Here is a 20,188-nt window from a genome sequence, read left to right on the forward strand (position 1 = left end):
CCTTGTAGGAGACGCCGGAGGTACGACGGCAGCGACAGCGGTGGGGCAGTTGAAGATGCGTTGCCTGAACCACCGTCTTCGCGGCCGTCGCACAGCTCCGGCAGCTCCCACAGGGTCAGCGTCGAACCTTGGGCATGCTGTGCGCCATCACCCTTGTAGGAGACGCCGGAGGCACGACGGCAGCGACAGCGGTGGGTCAGTTGAAGAAGTGTTGCCTGAACCACCGTCTTCGCGGCCGTCGCACAGCTCCGGCAGCTCCCACAGGGACAGCGTCGAACCCTGGGCATGCTATGCGCCACCCCCCCCTTGTAGGAGACGTTGGAGGTTACGATGGCACGGGCCTTGATCGGACGAAGCGGTGAATCAGTCGATAGGAGGTGATTGGCTCGCCGCAATCGCGAATGAATTCGCTCTCGCAGGAGGGGTTACCGCTTCACCCGCTTCGGCGGCAGGGGCAATGGCGCGAACAGCGCTTCGATGTCGTCGTCCTGCAGTCGCCAGTCTCCCGACATTCGGCCATCCAGCACACCCGCCGCCAGCGCTGATTTCTCGTGCTGCAACTGCTGGATTTTCTCTTCCACGGTGCCCCGGGCGATCATCTTGTAGACGAACACCGGCTTCTCTTGGCCGATGCGATACGCCCGGTCCGTCGCCTGGTTTTCCGCCGCAGGGTTCCACCAAGGGTCGTAGTGAATCACCGTGTCCGCCGCCGTCAGGTTCAAACCCGTGCCCCCGGCCTTGAGGCTGATGAGGAAGACCGAACGCTTGCCGCTCTGGAACTCCTGCACCGGCGTGCGGCGATCCTTGGTCTGGCCGGTCAGCAGGGCGTATTCGATGCCGCGCTGGGTCAATTCCGCTTCGATCAGCCCCAGCATCGACGTGAACTGCGAGAACAGCAGGATCTTGCGATTCTCCGCCAGGAGTTCTTCCAGCATGTCCATCAGGCTTTCCAGCTTGGCCGAACTGGATTGACGAGCGCTGAGGGGTGCGCTGTTGACCAGACGCAAGTCGCAACAGACCTGCCGCAATTTGAGCAAGGCTTCGAGAATGATGATCTGACTGCGCGCCGCGCCCTTGCGCGTGATTTCGTCACGGACCTTTTTGTCCATCGCCAGCCGCATGGTCTCGTACACGTCGCGTTGGGCGTCGTTGAGTTCGACCCAGTGCACAATCTCGGTTTTTGGCGGCAGCTCGGTGGCGACCTCCTCCTTGGTCCGGCGCAACAGAAACGGCTTGATCCGCGCATTCAGGTGCTGCAACCGGGCGCCGTCACCGAGCTTTTCGATGGGCGTGCGGTAGTTGCTGCCGAACTGTTTGGCATCCCCCAACCAGCCGGGCATCAGGAAGTGGAACAACGACCACAACTCGCCCAAGTGGTTTTCCAGCGGCGTGCCACTCAGGCACAGACGCTGGCGGGCGTTCAGTTGACGCGCGGCCTGCGCCGCCTTGCTGTTGGGGTTCTTGATGTACTGCGCTTCGTCCAGCACCAGCACGTGCAGGAGTTGCTTACTCAGCAACTCGACGTCGCGGGGCAGCAGGGCGTAGGTGGTGAGGATCAGGTCGTAATCCTCAAGGCGATCGTAGTCCTGATGCCGATTCGCGCCGTACAACGCCAGTACGTTGAGCTGCGGGGTGAAGTGTTTTGCCTCGTCTACCCAGTTGGGGATCAGGCTGGTGGGCATCACCACCAGCGCCGGGCGATCCAGGCGTCCGGCCTGTTTCTCCATCAGCAAGTGCGCCAGGGTTTGCAGGGTCTTGCCCAGGCCCATGTCGTCGGCCAGCACACCGCCAACTTCCAGCTCGCGCAGGGCCTGCATCCAGCTCAGACCTTCCAGCTGGTAAGGCCGGAGTGTGGCGTTCAGCCCTTCCGGTGCAGTGACCGGTGCGTCCTTGATGTTGACCAGCCGTTCGGAAAACTCCCGCAGCCGGTCGCCGCCTTGCCACACCAGCGGCAGGTCGTCGAGGTGCTTGAGGCGGGCGGCGTCGGCGGTGCTCAGGCGGATGGCGTTATTGCCGTCTTCACGCCAGTAGAAATCGCCGAGGGTCGCCAGCACGGTTTTCAGGCGGCCATAGGGCAGCGCCACTTGAATCGGCACGCCGCCGCGCTGGGTGAAGTGATTGAGCTGCACCAGCAGCTGCTCGTCGTCCCGACGTTTGGCGATGCCCGCCGCGGTCATCAATTCCGGGTGGGTCCGCAGCAGGTTGATCAGAATCGGCAGCAGGCTCAGGCGTTCACCGTTGACGATGATTCCCAGTTCCAGGTCGAACCAGTCGCGCTCCGGCTCGTCGTCGACCACCGCGTACCAGTCGTCCACGGCCGTGACGTCAAACCCGAAATCGTCGTTCATTTCGACCTGCCAGCCTTTGTCCCGCAGCTTGGGCAGTTCTTCGAGGATGAAGCTCAGCCAGGCCTTGTCGGTGGGCAGTTCGAACATTTCCCCGGCACTGTCCGGCAAGGCTTTGCTCTGGCGGGTGGCGATGCGAAAGCCGAGGTCCTGCAACTGCCTGCGGAACTGCGCTTCGACATCCAGATGCCGCCGGATGCGCAGGGTTTCGGTTTTCAGGTGCCAGAGCAGATCGCTGGAACGGCCAGGGCTTGGGGTGCCCGAGGCGTACAGTTCGCGATAACGGAAGGCCAGCGCGGCGCGGTGCTGGATGTGCCGCTGCATCTTGCCGTTGCGCGGTTCGTAGGCGCTGAATTCGAAGCTGGCGAGGATCAGCCGAGGCTTGGGCTTGATGTTTTTTTCTAGCTTTTCAGGCAGGTTGGGCTTCGGCTGGACAACGGTGGCACGGTCGGTGGACTGGCGGTTGACGACGGCCAGTATGTCCGGCTGGTTTTCCGGCGCCTGCAGGTAGAACAGCGCTGCCGCACAATGCTTGCAGTTGGTGCGGACCGGGCAGGTGCATTTGCCGATCACGAACGTGCGCGTGCGCTCAGGGTCCTTGAACATCAAGGTCTGGGTGTACATTTCCAGGCCCGAACCCCGGCAAACCGTGCGCACAAGGTCGCCGCTGAGGTGTTCGACGGCCACACGTTTCTGCTGGGCATACTCAAGCCCGCGCTCCACGCTTTGTGCTTTGAACAGGGGTTCCCATGGCAGGGCCAGGACTTTTTCCAATAGGGATGACACGTCTTTTCCTACGTCAACGCGGTGCTTGAAGAGGAGTGACCTTGATCAACATGGCCAGACTCCCGTTATCCATGTAGGTCAGTTCTCCGTTCCTGACCCGGGTTGCCTGACGCATGCGTTCGCTGGTGACCAGCACGCCATGCTCGTCGAGCTGATTGACCCAGAAGTTGGCGTCGATGTCCGTGAAGCGCGCCAGGCCCAGGCTCACCGTGCCCTCGATGGGGTAATGGCCGAACTGTTCCTGGCCGCTGCTGATCGCCACCTTGCTTGGCGTCGCGCTCAGGGGTTGTTGCCAGGCGCGGTGCAGCAGCACTTTATAGGTGTCGCTGGATTCAAGCTTGCTCACCAACGCGTCCAGCCCGGTGGAGGTCTGGTTGTCGGCGCCCAAGGGTTGCGCACCCGCAGCCCAATCTTCCGGAGCCGCCTGATTGGTGGCCGCAGGCTCGCCGTTCTGACGGAAGAGAATCAGCTCTACCTGATAGATGCCATCGGCGAAGGCTGCCGGGGCGATCAGCACCAGGAGCAGGGTGAGCGAGCGAAGCACACGCATGGTGAGTCCTTAGGCAGATGTCGGGGTCAGGCGCTCGAACAGCGCTTCGATCGTATTGAAACGCTCCTCGGGACGTTCCATCGGCACCGTGAACTTGAACAGCGTGGCACCTTCGAATTTGTAGCGTTTCGGTTGGCCCTGAATCAGCTTGATCAGCGTCAAGGGTTCTACCGGCGTATCGGCGGCAAATTCGATTCGTCCACCCTGAGGGCCGGCATCGACTTTCTTGATGCCCAACTGCTCGGCCTTGAGCTTGAGCGACGTCATGCGCACCAGGTTCTTGGTCGGCTCCGGCAGCAGACCGAAGCGGTCGATCATCTCCACTTGCAGGTCCTTCAGGCCTTCTTCGTCGGCGGCGTTGGCGATGCGCTTGTAGAGAATCAGCCGCGCATGGACGTCCGGCAGGTAATCCTCTGGAATCAGCCCCGGCACCCGCAGGTTGACCTCCGGACCGCCACCCAGCGGCTGGTCCAGGTTCGGCTGCTCGCCCTTGCGGATCGACTTCACTGCGCGTTCGAGCATTTCCATATAGAGGGTGAAACCGACCGCCTGAATCTGCCCGCTCTGGCCTTCGCCCAGCAGCTCGCCCGCCCCACGGATTTCCAGGTCATTGGTGGCGAGCACAAAGCCCGCGCCGAGGTCCTGGGTGTTGGCGATGGCTTCCAGACGCTTCTCGGCGTCCGGCGTGATCTGCTTGCGCGGCGGCGTCAGCAGGTAAGCGTAGGCCTGGTGGTGACTGCGACCGACCCGGCCGCGCAACTGGTGCAACTGGGCCAGACCGAACTTGTCAGCCCGTTCGATGATGATGGTGTTGGCGCTCGGCACGTCGATGCCGGTCTCGATGATGGTCGAGGCGATCAGCACGTTGAAACGCTTGTGATAGAAGTCGCTCATCACCTGTTCAAGATCGCGTTCGTGCATCTGCCCGTGACCGATGCCGATCCGCGCTTCCGGCACCAGTTCGGCGAGGTCGGCGGCGCATTTCTCGATGGTCTTCACGTCGTTGTGCAGGTAGTACACCTGACCGCCGCGCAGCAGTTCACGCAACAGCGCTTCTTTCACCGTGGGCTTGTTCTGCTCCATGACGAATGTGCGCACCGACAGACGTCGGGCGGGCGGGGTGGCGATGATCGACAGGTCGCGCATGCCGGCCACAGCCATGTTCAGGGTGCGCGGGATCGGCGTGGCGGTCAGGGTCAGAATGTCGACCTCGCTGCGCAGGGCCTTGAGCTGTTCTTTCTGGCGCACACCGAAACGGTGTTCTTCGTCGATGATCACCAGGCCCAGGTTCTTGATCTTGACGTCGTCCTGCAACAGCTTGTGGGTGCCGATGACGATGTCGATCTTGCCCTCGGCCAGGTCGGCCGCGGCGGCGTTGATTTCCTTGGCAGACTTGAAGCGGCTCATCACCTCGACCGTCACCGGCCAGTCGGCGAAGCGGTCGCGGAAACTGTTGTAGTGCTGCTGGGCGAGCAGGGTGGTCGGCACCAGAATCGCCACTTGCTTGCCGCCGTGTACGGCGATGAACGCCGCGCGCATGGCCACTTCGGTCTTGCCGAAACCCACGTCGCCACAGACCAGACGGTCCATCGGTTTCGGCGCGAGCATGTCGTGGCGCACGGCTTCGATGGTGGTCTGCTGGTCTGGGGTCTCTTCGAACGGGAACCCGGCGCTGAACGTTTCGTAATCCAGCTTCGGATCGGCAAACGCATAACCTTCGCGGGCGGCGCGGCGAGCATAGATGTCGAGCAGTTCGGCGGCGACGTCGCGCACCTGTTCGGCGGCCTTGCGCTTGGCTTTCTGCCAGGCCTCGGAACCGAGGCGGTGCAACGGCGCGAGTTCGTCATCGCTGCCTGTGTAGCGGGCGATCAGGTGCAGGTTGGCCACCGGGACGTACAGCTTGGCGTCCTCGGCGTAGGCCAGCATCAGGAATTCGGCGACCTGATTTTCCACTTCCAGCGTCGCCAGCCCAAGGTAGCGGCCCACGCCGTGGTCGATGTGCACCACCGGCGCACCTTCGCGCAGCTCAGCGAGGTTTTTGATCACCGCATCGCTGGAGTGGCCGTCCATGCGCTTTTCGCGACGGCGGCGTTGCATGACCCGCTGACCGAACAGCGGGCTTTCGGCGACCAGCGCCAGGGCTGGCTGTTCAAGCACCAGACCCTCGTCCAGCGGCGCAATGGTGATCGCCAGCCGCTCTTTGCTGTCGACGAACTCCTGCCAGCTGTCGAGGTTTTTCGGCCGCAGTTTCAGGCGCTCCAGCAACTCCAGCAGCACCTCGCGACGACCGGCGGATTCGGCAGTGAACAGCACGCGACCGGGGAATTCGTCGAGGAAGGTCGAGAGTGCCGCAAGCGGCTGGCTGGCCTTGGCTTCAATGGCCAGATTCGGCAGTGCCAGCGCCGGAAAGCGTTCGCGACCGATGCCGGTTTCAACGTCGTCCTGGCTGGCGACCACGCGGGGCCAGCTTTTGAGGCGGGCAAAACAGTCTTCGACCGGCAAAAACAATTCAGCGGGCGGCAGCAGCGGACGGTCGGGGTCGACGCGGCGTTCTTCATAGCGGTTACGCACGTCCTTCCAGAAGGTTTCCGCCGCCGCTTCGATGCCCGGCAGCGAGAACACCTGCGTGTCCTGGGGCAGGTAGTCGAACAGCGTGGAAGTTTCTTCGAAGAACAGCGGGATGTAGTACTCGATGCCTGCCGGGGTGATGCCGCTGTTCAGGTCCTGGAAGATCGGGCTGCGGCGGAAATCGACGTCGAAGCGCTCGCGGAAACGGGCCTTGAAACGGGTGACCGCTTCTTTCTGCAGCGGGAATTCCTTGGCGGGCAGCAGACGCACCGAATCGACCTTGTCGATGGAGCGCTGGGTTTCCGGCTCGAAGGTGCGCAGGGTTTCGATTTCATCGTCGAACAGATCGATCCGGTAGGGCAGTTTGCTGCCCATGGGGAACAGGTCGATCAGCGCGCCGCGCACCGTGAACTCGCCGTGCTCGTAGACCGTGTCGACGTAGCGGTAACCGGTCGCTTCGAGCCGGGTGCGCATGGCTTCGACGTCGAGCTTCTGGCCGACGTCCAGCACCAGGCTGCTGCCCAGCAGGAACTTGGTCGGCGCCAGGCGGTGCAGGGCCGTGGTGATCGGCACCACCAGCACGCCATGCACCAGTTCCGGCAGCCGGTACAGGCTGGCGATGCGCTGGGAGATGATGTCCTGATGAGGCGAGAACAGATCGTAGGGCAGGGTTTCCCAGTCAGGGAAATGCAGCACCGGGAGATCGGGGGCGAAAAACTTCAGTTCCTGTTCCAGTCGCTCGGCACTTTGGCTGTCAGCGGTCAAAAGCAGGGTGAAGCGTTTCGCGGCGCTTGCAGCCTCGGCGATGGCCAGGCTTTGAGCGGCACCGGGCAGGTTGCCCCAATGTTGTTTGCCTGCGGCAGCAGGAAGAATCGGTAGGCGCAGAACGGGCACGGAAGATAAAGCTCCAGGCGTTGCGGCAAAGCCGGGGATTGTAACTAAATCGGGAATCCGCTGTCAGTTTTGTGCTCGCCGAATTATGTAGTGCCGGGGCCGTTCAAAACTCCGGATTGCTCATAAACAAAGGCTTGGGCATAATGTAGTCCCTTTTTTCAGCCCCTACATGTGGAAGGTTCCCGTGACTCAGAAGCCCGACCAGTGTCTTGGTGAATGGATCGATCGTGAAGCGCTCGCCGAGGCGATGATCCCGCTTATCGGTCAGCTCTACCGCAATAACAATGTGGTGAGTTCGATCTATGGCCGCACCCTGATCAATCGTTCAGTGATTGCGATTCTCAAAGCACACCGCTTTGCGCGTCATCGTCAAGCCGACGCGACCGAGTTGTCCGTACACGAAACTTTCCCGCTCATCAAAGCGATGAGCGAGCTTAAACTGGGTGCCGCTTCGGTGGACCTGGGCAAGCTGGCCGTTAAATACAAGGCCGAAGCCAATGGCCGCACGGCCGAGCAGTTCGTCCGCGAAGAAATGGCTGAAATCGTTGGCCAACAGAATTCCGGCGACCGTAAGGGCACCGACGTCGTGCTGTACGGTTTCGGCCGTATCGGTCGTCTGCTGGCACGCATCCTGATCGAAAAAACCGGTGGTGGCGACGGCCTGCGTCTGCGTGCCATCGTCGTGCGCAAAGGCGCCGAGAACGATCTGGTCAAGCGCGCCAGCCTGCTGCGCCGTGACTCGGTTCACGGCCCGTTCGACGGCACCATCACCATCGACGAAGCGAACAACACCATCAGTGCCAACGGCAACCTGATTCAAGTGATCTACGCCAAGAGCCCGACCGAGGTGGACTACACCCAGTACGGCATCAAGGACGCACTGTTGGTGGACAACACCGGCGTATGGCGTGATGCCGACGGCCTGGGCCAGCACCTGCAATGCCCTGGCATCGACCGCGTCGTGCTGACCGCGCCGGGCAAAGGCAAGCTGAAGAACATCGTTCACGGCATCAACCACCAGCAGATCACCGCCGATGACAAGATCATCTCGGCCGCGTCCTGCACCACCAACGCCATCGTGCCGGTCCTCAAGGCGATCAACGACAAGTTCGGTATCGTCAACGGTCACGTTGAAACGGTTCACTCGTACACCAACGACCAGAACCTGATCGACAACTTCCACAAAGGCGATCGCCGTGGCCGTAGCGCCGCGCTGAACATGGTCATCACCGAAACCGGCGCTGCCACCGCGGCTGCGAAGGCGCTGCCTGAGCTGGCCGGCAAGCTGACCGGCAACGCGATCCGTGTTCCGACGCCGAACGTGTCGATGGCGATCCTGAACCTGAACCTGGGCACTGAAACGACCCGTGAAGAAGTCAACGAATACCTGCGCCACACCGCGCTGTATTCGGACCTGCACAAGCAGATCGACTTCGTGGCGTCGCAGGAAGTGGTCTCCACCGACTTCGTCGGCTCGCGCCACGCCGGTGTGGTCGACGCCGAAGCTACCATCGTCAACGACAACCGCGTCGTGCTGTACGTCTGGTACGACAACGAATTCGGTTACAGCTGCCAGGTGGTTCGCGTGATGGAAGACATGGCCGGGGTCAACCCGCCTGCTTTCCCGAAGTAAGGTAGAAGCAGCGGCAAGCGGCAAGTTATAAGCTGCAAGCTGCTAAAGCGGCGACGAGTCACGAGTTGCAAGCCGCAAACCAACCAAAAAACGCCACGACCGGAGCACCCGGTCGTGGCGTTTTTGTTTGCGGGGTTTAAGTCCGGCCAAATTCCGAGCCTCGGCGGATTCCCTGTGGGAGCGAATTCATTCGCGAAAAACGCGTCAGGCGGCAAAGGTGTATCGGCTGTAAGGCCCATCGCGAATGAATTCGCTCCCACAGGGGAGTGGTGTCAAAACAGATGTCGTCGGCGTTGCAGAAAAATGTTCATAGACCGCCCAACAAAAAACGCCCTGAACCAGTCAGGGCGTTTGCGTTTCCACTGCAGCTTGCAGCCTTTAGCTCGTGACCGCTTCCACGTGCGCATGACCGCCTTTGCGGAACAGCACCAGCGTGGCGATCAGGCCCAGCACGGCAGCGCCGCTCAACCAGATGCCGGGAGCTGCCTTGTTGTTCAGCTCATGGATCAGGTAGGTACAGGCCGCCGGGGTGAAGCCACCGAAGGTCGCGGTCGCCAGGCTGTAGGCCAGGGAGAAACCGGTGGTGCGCACTTCGACGGGCATGATTTCGGTCAGGGAGACCACCATCGCGCCGTTGTAGGAGCCGTACAAGAAGGACAACCACAACTCGACCATCAGCAGGTTGCCGAAGCTCGGGTTGGCGGTCAGCCAGGACAGGGCAGGGTACGCCGTGACGATGGCCAGAATGGTCGCCGCCAGCAGCAGGGGTTTGCGACCGATCTTGTCAGACACCGCGCCCATCACCGGCAGCCAGATGAAGTTCGAGATACCGACGCAGACGGTCACCAACAGGCTGTCCAGGTCGGACAGGTGCAGTTCGTTTTTGCCGAAGGTTGGCGTGTACGCGGTGATCAGGTAGAACGACACGGTGGTCATGACCACCAGCGCCATGCCGGCGATGACGATACCGAAGTTCGAGCCAATGGACTTCATCACTTCGCCCATGGTTGGACGGTGTTTGCGAGCACGGGCTTCGAACTCAGGGGTTTCTTCCAGCGAACGACGGATGATGAAGATCGCCGGAACGATCGCACAGCCCACGAGGAACGGCACACGCCAGCCCCATTGGCCCATCTCTTCCGGGCTCAGCCAGTGGTTGAGGCCAACACCCAAGAGGCCTGCGAACACCACCGCTGCCTGCTGGCTTGCGGACTGCCAGCTGACGAAGAAGCCTTTGCGGCCCGGCGTCGAGATCTCAGCCAGGTACACCGACACACCGCCCAGTTCCACACCAGCGGAGAAGCCTTGCAGCAGACGGCCGATCAACACCAGCAACGGCGCGGCAACGCCCAGCGTGGCGTAACCCGGTACGCAAGCGATCAGGATCGTACCCATCGCCATCATGGCCAGGGTGATGATCAGACCTTTCTTACGGCCATGGTGGTCGATATAGGCGCCGAGGAAGATGGCACCCAGCGGGCGCATGAGGAAGCCTGCGCCGAAGGTGGCGAGCGACAGCATCAGGGATGCGAATTCGCTGTCGGCCGGGAAGAAGGTTTTGGCGATGGCTGTGGCGTAGAAGCCATAGACCATAAAGTCAAACATTTCAAGGAAGTTGCCGCTGACAACGCGAAAAATCGCTTTGCCTTTGCCTGTGGTCGAGGCCATTTGGAATTACTCACTTAGGCTGTCTAGCTGGGGGAAATCCGTTGTATTTGTACGTCCTCTGCCGCGCGGCACGGGCTTGGCCTCGCACTGCACAGATTTGTAACGATATGTGTAAAAGTGGCGGATGGCAATCAGAAGCCTTGCATCTGGCTTCTCGCATCACTGCCCTGAGCGGGCCATCGCACTATTTGTTTATGTCACCTCGTTGGCCCGTGTGCCTTTAACTCGCCTGATCTGTTCGGCCGTGCCCGCTGTTTACCTCGAAGGTCACGGCTCATTCTTGCGAGTTGAGTGCACAATGACTGACAAATTTGACCTGATCGATCTGTTTTCCCGACGCCCCTCCCTGTCTGAGCAGGCCCGCGATTCGCTGAGGGCTGCCCTGACGTCTTACTTCCCTGACGTTCACCTCGACCCCGACGTGGCCGTCGTCACTGGACAGGCCGAAAACGGAGAAGCGAGGACTGCGACGCTGACCGCCTGTTTGCGGCGGTTTTTTGCCAGCGGCCAGACACCCCGCTGGAAGAACGGGGCTGATGCGCTGGTCGTCGATCCAGCCTTCTCACTTGTCGCCGTTCCTGACGTCGACATGGAGGCGCTGGCCATCCTCGTCGACACGGTCTCTCTGGGTCTGCTCGATGATTTCACCGGGTCCTTGATCGCTTTTTGGGATCGTGCGGGTGCAGACGGCGCCACGCCCTGTACCCGCTTGGCGAATGCCTTGGCTCAGCGGCGCCCGGAAAACACTGACGCGAGCGTTTTCGAACAGCAGGCGCTGGCGATACTTGATGCGCAACTCGCCGATCTTCAGGCCATTCCCTCGCTTGGCCTGAATGACTTCGACGAGATCGAGCGCTACGTGGCCAAGACCACGGACATCCTGCCGTGGCTGAGCGACGCACAAGACGCCGCGATTGCCCGGCACCTGTCACGGATCGAGCAGGTGCCGGGCTGGTTGAGCCGTGCCTCGTCCGCCGACCGTCTCGATTTCAGCCGCCGACTCGCGGCTTTGGCGGTCGTGAACGCGCGAGCGGCGGGACGCTGCTGGGACGATGACGTGCCGCCGCTGCTCGATTACGCGCGCAAGACCCTGCAAGACCTGATGCGTGGCGATCACCCGGACGTCACCTGGCTGACACTGGACGACGTCACGGTGCACATCGACAAGGTGGTAGCCGTCCCTGTGCCGTCGGCGGGGCAGTTCATTCCCATTGGCAGCATCGAACATCAGCGCATGAGCGTGGCCCACTTTGCGTTGGGCAACCTGTGCAGTGTTCCCAGCGGCACGATCGTATTGTCGTTGCGCGATGGCGGACCGCTGCCGCGATGGCTGACGATCGACTACCTTAAGCAGTTGGTGGTGCGGGCTGACATCGGCCGTGCGTATCCGACGTTGGTGCGTCAGTATTTGATGACTGACCCTGTAGAGGTGTCGCGACGGCAACGGCTGTTCGGCGACCAACTGCGTGTGCAACTGCCGCTGAAGGCGCTGGAGCAGAAACTCCGTGGCGAAGGTGGGCTGACGGACGCGGGCTATCGGCGGGTCTGTTCGCTGTTTGGGCGTTCTGCTGCACACCTTGGCAGCGACACGGTGTTGCGCCCGCTGGCGTGGGTGGCGCAGCCGGGCGCCGTGGCGGATGACGTCTGCAACCAGTTCGTGATCGGTGCGTCGGATACCGCTGTGGGTCCGTTCGTGTTGTATCGACCCTTGGCGCCGATGCCGCTGATGGAGTTTGCCACGTGGCTGGAACTGCGCAGTGCCATTGCCAGGACAGGCGAACTGCAAGACGACGCGCTCGTCTGGATGACCGATCATGGGCGGCAGCGCTACGCCAACGGCGGCTTCGATCAACCTCACATCGTCCGTTTCGGGCTGGGCTCCGATTTCACGCCGATCGAGAACCCCGCACCGGCGCAACTGGCGGTCGCCAACGTGGACGGTGACGTGCTCGTTGCCCTGTTCAATGCGAACGCCCGGGCGCTGGTGGAGCTCGCGGATCGCGACTCCGTATCCAATGCCGAAAGCCGCTGGGCCATGATTCAGCGGGCAGGCTGGCTCGGGCTGGACCTGGTGATGCCGTTTCTGTCGGGCGCGGTCGGCAACGCGTTGTGGCTCGTGCAGCTGATGAGTGCCGTGGATCAAGTGCTGGTGGCGCGCAAGCGTGCGGTCGGTCACCCGGAGCGGCAAGCGTGGACGGCGCTGTTGCTGACGGTGTCCATGATGCTTATGCACGAAGGATTCGTGCCCCGCCTGCGAACGCCCCGAGCCGAAGTCGCGGAGGGGGAGGCGACGCGGGCAGGGCATGGGCCCACCGAAGCGCCGGAGACGGTGGTCGGCGAGTCGCAGGCGACTGTCCTGACACCCTTGCTGGATTTTTCCTGGTCCAGCGTGCGGCATCGGCTGACCCCGGCACAGGCCCGAGACCTTGAACGTCTGAAAGTCATGCCTGAGCCGGACTTGGGTGCGCTGTCGGCGGAACCGGGCAGGGAAGGCCTGTACTTGCACGACGGACAGTGGCACGCCCGGCTGGACAGCGGCGTGTACCGCGTGGCGTTCAGGGATGAAAACGTGCGAGTGATCGACCCTCGGTCCTCGGCAATCGTGGGTCCCAGGCTACGGCGCACAGGCGGGCGGTGGACACTGGATCTGTCCCTCGGCTTGCGGGGCGGAGGTCCGAAACGTAACGCCCGACAGGTTGCCTTGGAAAACGCCGCAAAGCTCAAGGCGGTGACTGAGCGTGAAGCGGTGCTGGATCAGCACCAGGTCGTGCTGTTTCGACGGTTCGTCGGCTGGAACAAAACGTGTCGAGGTGCGAAAACGCAGCTGCCCGGCACCTTGTACGACCTGATCGAAACCGACCTGAACGAACTGAAAGCCATCGTTGAGGAACGCCAGCGCTTACAGGCTTCCTTGCGACCCGCCGACCGAGCACCCGAGACGACCGTGGCCAAAGACCTTCAGGCGCTGGTCCGACGTATCGCGTTTTACGAGGGCGTGTTGCTGCAAAACCTCGTCAAGCTGGCGCGCAACCAAATGGACCGGCTTGAAGCGGTTTCAGTGTCGGCGGTGACGCAAGAGAACGTGGACGGCTACGTGGCGCTGTTCGAAGACATGTTGCAGATCGAAGAGCGGGGGACCCAGTGGTCCGGACTCAGGGAAAGCCTGTGGCAGCAACTGCGGGACGTGCCCAAGGTGGGCGAAAAAATCTGGCATGACGAGGTGCTGGATCTGGTCCGCAGCAATGTGTTTACCCAGTTGGACTGGCGGGCGACGCGTTTGTGGTCGCTGTTGGAACTAAGCTTCAGCAAGGATGTGATTCTGTCCAAACAGGGCAGCCTGGAGCTCAAATCATTGCGCACGGACGACCGCCTCCATGCGGCGGTCAGTTCTCAGATCGAGCTGGAAAAACCCAACGATTACACCCTCGCCGAGCAGATCGACGTGCTTGAAAGCTCGTTGCGTGAATACGATCGAGGCATCCTTATCGCTGTGTGCGCCCAGCAAAGCGTGCCCGAAGCGTTCGACCCGGTGCGATTCACCCGTTTTCTGGAGGAGTTTGGCTGGATCGCCGACCGGGCGGAAAAACGCTTGTCGGATCTGATCCGTGAAAGCACCGAGCCTGTGGCGCGTCCTGTGGATTACGCGCCACGCGTTCGGCAGCCGCGCAAACGGGTGTTCAAGACCCGCGCCCACCGCACGTTGGTGGGGCAGTTGCGCGAAGGCGAACCCGATATGCCGGGTGCGGTGGTCGATGTCACGCAATCCATGGGCAACACCGTGATCGAGACGTACCACCTGCATGAGAACGGGGAGTGGGTCGAGGTTGAAACGGTCGCGCCTGCTCAACCTGAAAAGCCCGTGCCTGTGGTGGCACTGGCGGAACTCAAACGTCAGGCCACCTCGTTGTTGGAGCGCGTCGAGGCAGACATTGCCAACGCCCGGCGTCAGTCGAAAAAGGCGGATGAGCCTGCGGACATGCAGGACATCCTGACCCACAAGGCCGACCGGCTGACGGCGCTCGCGGAAAAGCTCACGAGCACGACGGACAGTGACGAAGCGGCTCAGGTTCAGGTGAGCGCGTTGCGGGCGTCGGCCTCCCGGCTGGTGGAGGAGGGACGGACCTTGCGCATCGAGATGATCAAGGCGCAACCGCCGACGGCGGGACGTCTCGCCTGGTTGGCTCAGGAGCGTGAGGTGGACATCGCCCGGTTCGAGGGGCGCAAGAATGTGTCAGGCGCCAAACGAAACGATTTCCTGCAGGAATACGTGATCCGTGACACGGATCAGCGGGTGCTGTGGTGGGCGCATTTTCATTACGCCAGTGAAAACGCGGCAGCCGAGGCGTTCACCGCTGCTCACCTGAAACTCCCGGAGCAGCGGTTTGTGGGGTACAAGGCGCAGGTCAAGGCGGCGAAGGAGAGCAAGGACGTGATTCGCGTGTACCGCAGCGCCATCGGCAAGGAGATCGCGCAGCGGTTGTTTCTGAGCCTCGCGGGCTAGCTTATTTAAGCAGGGCCTCGCGCAGGTCAGTCGACAGACCGTCCGGCGCCAGCCAGATCGCGAAATACACCTTTGCCAGCTCAGGGTCGGGGCTGGCAAAGATCACCTTGCCATTGCGCGTCAGGTTCAAGCCATCGGTGCGGTCCCAGGTCAGGTCGTAACGGTCGCCTTTGACGATGTTCTGGAAGCTTTGGTGCAGGCGGTCGAGTTCGGGTTTCAAGCGAACGAGGGTGTCTTGCGGCTGTTGTTTTTCGAGGGCCGCGTTGGCGGCCTTGATCACGTCCTGGCGGTCGATGTCCCGAAAATAATACAGCTCAAGTTTCTGGGGTGACTGGGTGAACGCAGCCTGTTTGGCGCTGATTGAAGGCTCGGCATAAAAGGCGGCGGCGTAAACGTCGGTCCAGAGGTAGGTGAGGATCGCCTGGTTCTTGCGCTCCAGCGCCGGGGAATGGCCGTCGAGCCGGGCAGGGAAGTTGGCCTGCTTGAGCAAGTCCGCCTGAGACGCCATGGCCATCGGGCTGGCGAACGCGGCAAGCAGGAGCATCCAGTGAATGAGGCGGTGGCGCATGAGGGTGTCTTCTGTGGCGAGGGGGTGAGGTAAGGGTATGACATTTTTAGCGGTGCGCGGTGCGGCGGGGTATGCAAACGGCCTACGCTATTCGCACAGACATGGCGGTGCATCTCCAGCGACCGATAGATTTTTCGCGAATAAATTCGCTCCCACAGTGAAGACCGCATCCTGCCTGATGCCGAGTCGCGCCGTCGAATCCCTGTAGTTGTACGGCAAAAAACGCCCTCCACGCCTCAACCCCACAAAAAATGCAGCTTTTATTGGGATTCCCCCCACCAACACATTTATCATCCGCACCCATTGGGCATTTTCCGCGCCTCACCAGGGTGACGAGTGTCACGTAACGCAGACAAAATTGGCCTGCGACGCGACCAAGGGTTAATGTTCCCCGCGACGCCGGACGATTAGACTGCGCCGCGAGTTTCGATTCTTCATGCCGCCAGGCGCGGCATGGGTTAGCCAGAGACGCCAGAGTGGCGCCTCGGCCTGTTCTAAGGAGTACGCATGGCTGTCTACAACTACGACGTAGTGGTACTGGGTTCCGGCCCAGCTGGAGAAGGCGCGGCAATGAACGCCGCCAAGGCTGGGCGCAAGGTAGCCATGGTCGACAGCCGTCGGCAGGTCGGCGGCAACTGCACCCACCTGGGCACGATCCCGTCCAAGGCGTTGCGTCACTCGGTCAAGCAGATCATCCAGTTCAACACCAACCCGATGTTCCGGGCCATTGGCGAGCCGCGCTGGTTTTCGTTCCCGGACGTGCTGAAAAGCGCTGAAAAAGTCATCAACAAACAGGTCGCATCCCGCACTGGCTACTACGCCCGCAATCGCGTCGACGTGTTCTTCGGCACCGGCAGCTTTGCCGACGAGCGCACCGTTGACGTGGTCTGCGACACCGGCGTCGTGGAAAAGCTGGTCGCCAACCAGATCATCATCGCCACCGGCTCACGGCCTTATCGCCCAGCGGATATCGACTTTTCCCACAAGCGTATCTACGACAGCGACACCATCCTCAGCATCAGCCACACCCCGCGCAAGCTGATCATTTACGGGGCTGGCGTGATCGGTTGCGAATACGCGTCGATCTTCAGCGGTCTGGGCGTGGACGTCGAGCTGATCGACAACCGTGACCAGTTGCTGAGCTTCCTCGACGCCGAAATCTCCCAAGGCCTGAGCTATCACTTCAGCAACAACAACGTGATGGTGCGCCACAACGAAGAGTACGAGCGCGTCGAAGGCCTCGAAAACGGCGTGATCCTGCACCTCAAGTCCGGCAAGAAAGTGAAGGCCGACGCCTTGCTGTGGTGCAACGGTCGGACCGGCAACACCGACAGACTGGGTCTGGAAAACGTCGGCATCAAGGCCAACGGCCGTGGCCAGATCGAAGTCGACGAGGAGTACCGCACCAGCAAGCCCAACATTTTTGGCGCGGGCGACGTGATTGGCTGGCCGAGTCTGGCGAGTGCAGCGTACGACCAGGGGCGTTCGGCGTCGGGCAAGGCGGTGGACAACGGCACCTGGCGCTTCGTCAACGACGTGCCGACTGGCATTTACACCATCCCGGAAATCAGCTCGATCGGTCAGAACGAACACGACCTGACCCAGGCCAAGGTGCCGTACGAAGTGGGCAAGGCATTCTTCAAAAGCATGGCCCGTGCGCAGATCTCCAACGAGCCAGTGGGCATGTTGAAGATCCTGTTCCACCGCGAAACCCTGCAGATTCTCGGCGTGCATTGCTTCGGCGACCAGGCGTCGGAGATCGTGCACATCGGTCAGGCGATCATGAGCCAGCCCGGCGAGGCGAATACCCTCAAGTATTTCGTCAATACCACGTTCAACTACCCGACCATGGCCGAAGCCTATCGGGTCGCGGCATACGACGGCCTCAACCGGCTTTTTTGAGCGGCTCCGGCCGGTGGCCTGAGCCGGCCGGGGAGACCGATTTCAGTAATTCCCGAGGGTGGCGCTGGCCAAACCGGGAAAGTCTGTAATCAGGCTGTCAACGCCGAAGTCGGCGAGTCTGCGCATCAGCGCGGGCTCGTTGACGGTCCAGACGGACACATGCAGGCCCAGGGTCTGTGCTTTCTTCAGGCGCTCGGGCGTGCAGTGCGTCCAGTTCAGCGCCAGAATCTCGCAGCCATAGCTCGTGGCGACCTTCAACGGGTCGAGCCACGCGTATTCCGCCACCAGCCCTCGCGACAGGTCCGGGGTCAGCTCCAGCGCCGCCTTGAGCACTTCCCGCGAACTCGACGTAATGGTGACCCTGTCCAGCAGACCGTGACGTTGCGCCATCTCGCGGATCGCCAATACGGTCGTGGCCGCTCGGGTGCGTGACGCGCTCTTGACTTCCAGTTGCCAGTGGTCGAAATCGCATTTCTCGAACAGCTCTTCCAGGCGCGGAATCGGGCACGGATTGACCCAGCCCGGGCCGCCCTTGCGCGCGTCGTAGGTCACCAGGTCCTTCGCATCATGCTCGACCACTTTGCCGCGCCGGTCGGTGGTGCGTTTCAGGGTCGGGTCGTGGATGACCATCAGTTCGCCGTCACGGGACAGGTGCAGGTCCAGTTCACAACGCTTGACCCCGTGCTTCAGGCATTCCTGAAAGCTGGTGAGGGTGTTTTCCGGTGCTTCGCCTTTAGCGCCGCGGTGGCCATAGATAAGGGTCACAAATACTCCTTGAATTACGAAGGCGCCTACAGGCTCAAAATCAGGATGGATCAGGGGTGTTTTGCTCTCGGGCCAGGCGTCGTTGCGCGGCTTGTCGTTGCAGGATGTGTCTGGCCAGAAGCTGTCGCTGGGCATCGCTCAGCTCGACCCACTCGGTGCCGATCTCGAAATCGCCAAGGGTGAGGGACTGGGATTGCGTGACCCTGGCCCGCAGCATCATCCCGGACGCCTGGGGCATGAGCACCATTTTGACCGACAACAGGCTGCCGACGGGGAAGGGCTGGTGAGCGTTGAATTGCAGGCCGCCCTCGGACATGATCACTTTTTGCGGAGCGCCGAGCTTGCCTAGAACCGTCTGAGCCACCACTTGACCGAGCAAATCGATTCGTTTGCTCATGGCCCGCAGGAAGCTGTTGGTGGTACGGTCGCGGTCGTCGAGCTGGCGCAGCAGATGCTGCGATTCGAACTCGGCGACGTGCAACTCGCTCAGCAGATCGAAGAGGGTCGAGGTGTCCCGATGAGCGAGCTCATCGACCGAGCCGGACGCTGGAATGCGTTGAATTTCCAGTGCGACGCTGTCCTCGATACGGTAGTATTCGCGGCGTTCTTCTTCATCTAATGTCGACATGGCGAACCCATGGTAGCGGCGGTTGTCAGAGTGATTGCTCTCGTTTGCGACTCAGCGATTCGAGTGTAAAGCCGCAGGCCCAGGCCCGCCACAAGGACGTTCCCATTCCTCCGAACAAGCCCCTACATGTTCAGACCTCTTTTTGTATTTATCGGCACGCGTTACACCCGTGCAAAACGCCGTAATCATTTTGTCTCCTTCATTTCCCTGACGTCGATGATCGGTCTCGCCCTGGGCGTCGTGGTGATGATAGTCGTGTTATCGGTCATGAACGGTTTCGATCATGAGATGCGCACCCGCGTCCTTGGCATGGTGCCCCACGCGACCATCGAATCCGGCGAGCCGATCAGCGACTGGCAAAGCCTCGCGGCGAAGGTCAAGCAGAACCCTCAGGTTGAAGCCATTGCGCCGTTCACCCAGATGCAGGGCCTGCTGACCAACAACGGCAATGTGCAGAAAATCCTGCTCAATGCCATCGACCCGGTTCAGGAACGCAAAGTTTCGATTATCGATGGCTTCATGAAACAGGGCCGACTTGACGACCTCGTGTCAGGCGGCTTCGGCGTAGTCATCGGCGACAAGGCCGCGACCAAGCTGGGCGTCGGCATCGGCGACAAAGTCACTTTCGTCTCGCCTGAAGTCACGGTCACGCCCGCCGGGATGTTCCCGCGCATGAAGCGCTTCACCGTGGTCGGCATCTTCCACGTCGGCGCGGGCGAACTCGACGGCTACCTCGGCGTGACCAACCTTCAGGACCTGGCCCGTCTGCACCGCTGGAAGCCTGATCAAGTGCAGGGGCTGCGCCTGAAATTCACCGACCTGTTCAAGGCACCGCGCACGGCTTACGACATCGCCCAGAGCCTCGGCGATCACCAGTATTACTCCCGGGACTGGACCCGCACCCACGGCAACCTGTATCAGGCCATCGGCATGGAGAAATCCATCATTGGCCTGCTCTTGCTGCTGATCGTGGCGGTGGCGGCGTTCAACATCATTTCGACGCTGGTGATGGTGGTCAACGACAAGCGTGGCGACATCGCGATCTTGCGCACGCTGGGGGCGACGCCAGGGCAGATCATGGCGATCTTCATGGTGCAGGGCACGGTGATCGGTGTGGTCGGCACGGCGATTGGCGCGGCCGTCGGCACTCTTGCTGCACTGAACGTCAGTGCCGCGATCTCGGCGCTGGAAGGCCTGATCGGGCACAAGTTTCTCAACGCGGATGTCTATTTCATCGACTATCTGCCTTCGCAATTGATGACCAGTGACGTGCTGATGGTATGCGGCGCGGCCCTGGTCCTGAGTTTCCTCGCCACCTTGTATCCCGCCTGGCGTGCCGCGCGCACCCAGCCGGCGGAGGCGCTACGTTATGAGTGAGTC

11 protein-coding genes are annotated in these 20,188 nt (G+C 61.6%); 4 read left to right on the forward strand and 7 right to left on the reverse strand.

The genetic code is table 11. The annotated features are described in order from the left end of the window. Positions 1-425: 425 nt before the first annotated feature. From AAEO81_RS12355 to mfd, 3 genes are read right to left on the reverse strand one after another with little or no spacing between them, the layout of a single operon-like run. A complete protein-coding gene (locus tag AAEO81_RS12355) occupies positions 426-3,131 on the reverse strand; it encodes a DEAD/DEAH box helicase (protein ID WP_341963895.1) in 2,706 nt (901 codons plus the stop codon). A gap of 13 nt (positions 3,132-3,144) precedes the next feature. Further along, positions 3,145-3,681 carry a CsiV family protein gene (locus tag AAEO81_RS12360; RefSeq protein WP_341963897.1) on the reverse strand — a complete coding sequence of 179 codons (537 nt, stop codon included), beginning with the start codon at positions 3,679-3,681 and terminating at the stop codon, positions 3,145-3,147. Positions 3,682-3,690: 9 nt separating this feature from the next. Then, positions 3,691-7,143: a transcription-repair coupling factor gene (gene mfd / locus AAEO81_RS12365; protein WP_341963898.1), complete on the reverse strand. Its 3,453-nt coding sequence runs from the start codon at positions 7,141-7,143 to the stop codon at positions 3,691-3,693. 169 nt (positions 7,144-7,312) lie between these two features. On the opposite strand from mfd, the gene AAEO81_RS12370 reads away from it, so the two are divergent. Then, a complete protein-coding gene (locus AAEO81_RS12370) occupies positions 7,313-8,776 on the forward strand; it encodes a glyceraldehyde-3-phosphate dehydrogenase (protein WP_166595136.1) in 1,464 nt (487 codons plus the stop codon). A 378-nt stretch (positions 8,777-9,154) separates the two neighbouring features. On the opposite strand, the gene AAEO81_RS12375 is transcribed toward AAEO81_RS12370, so the two are convergent. After that, entirely contained in the window at positions 9,155-10,444 is a 1,290-nt protein-coding gene (locus tag AAEO81_RS12375) for an MFS transporter (RefSeq protein ID WP_166595137.1), read from the reverse strand. Between the two features lie 298 nt (positions 10,445-10,742). On the opposite strand from AAEO81_RS12375, the gene AAEO81_RS12380 reads away from it, so the two are divergent. Next, positions 10,743-14,945 (forward strand): DUF6543 domain-containing protein, encoded by a 4,203-nt coding sequence (locus AAEO81_RS12380; protein WP_341963899.1) that lies wholly within the window; start codon positions 10,743-10,745, stop codon positions 14,943-14,945. 1 nt (position 14,946) lies between these two features. On the opposite strand, the gene AAEO81_RS12385 is transcribed toward AAEO81_RS12380, so the two are convergent. Continuing rightward, positions 14,947-15,513, reverse strand: coding sequence for a chalcone isomerase family protein (locus AAEO81_RS12385; RefSeq protein ID WP_341963900.1), 567 nt, complete (start codon positions 15,511-15,513; stop codon positions 14,947-14,949). A 507-nt stretch (positions 15,514-16,020) separates the two neighbouring features. Here AAEO81_RS12385 and sthA point away from each other — a divergent pair. Beyond that, positions 16,021-17,415 (forward strand): Si-specific NAD(P)(+) transhydrogenase, encoded by a 1,395-nt coding sequence (gene sthA / locus AAEO81_RS12390; RefSeq protein ID WP_341963901.1) that lies wholly within the window; start codon positions 16,021-16,023, stop codon positions 17,413-17,415. Positions 17,416-17,457: 42 nt separating this feature from the next. Here the strand turns inward: sthA and AAEO81_RS12395 are convergent, their stop codons facing one another. Both AAEO81_RS12395 and AAEO81_RS12400 read right to left on the reverse strand, forming a co-directional pair. Beyond that, positions 17,458-18,180: a glycerophosphodiester phosphodiesterase gene (locus AAEO81_RS12395; protein WP_166595141.1), complete on the reverse strand. Its 723-nt coding sequence runs from the start codon at positions 18,178-18,180 to the stop codon at positions 17,458-17,460. A 40-nt stretch (positions 18,181-18,220) separates the two neighbouring features. Continuing rightward, positions 18,221-18,808, reverse strand: coding sequence for a PilZ domain-containing protein (locus tag AAEO81_RS12400; RefSeq protein WP_166595142.1), 588 nt, complete (start codon positions 18,806-18,808; stop codon positions 18,221-18,223). 126 nt (positions 18,809-18,934) lie between these two features. Here AAEO81_RS12400 and AAEO81_RS12405 point away from each other — a divergent pair, with 126 nt between their 5' ends. Continuing rightward, positions 18,935-20,185 carry a lipoprotein-releasing ABC transporter permease subunit gene (locus AAEO81_RS12405; protein ID WP_341963902.1) on the forward strand — a complete coding sequence of 417 codons (1,251 nt, stop codon included), beginning with the start codon at positions 18,935-18,937 and terminating at the stop codon, positions 20,183-20,185. Positions 20,186-20,188: the final 3 nt, after the last annotated feature.

Origin of the sequence: Pseudomonas sp. RC10 (genome assembly GCF_038397775.1) — a bacterium.
In the GTDB taxonomy this organism is placed as follows: domain Bacteria; phylum Pseudomonadota; class Gammaproteobacteria; order Pseudomonadales; family Pseudomonadaceae; genus Aquipseudomonas; species Aquipseudomonas bambusae.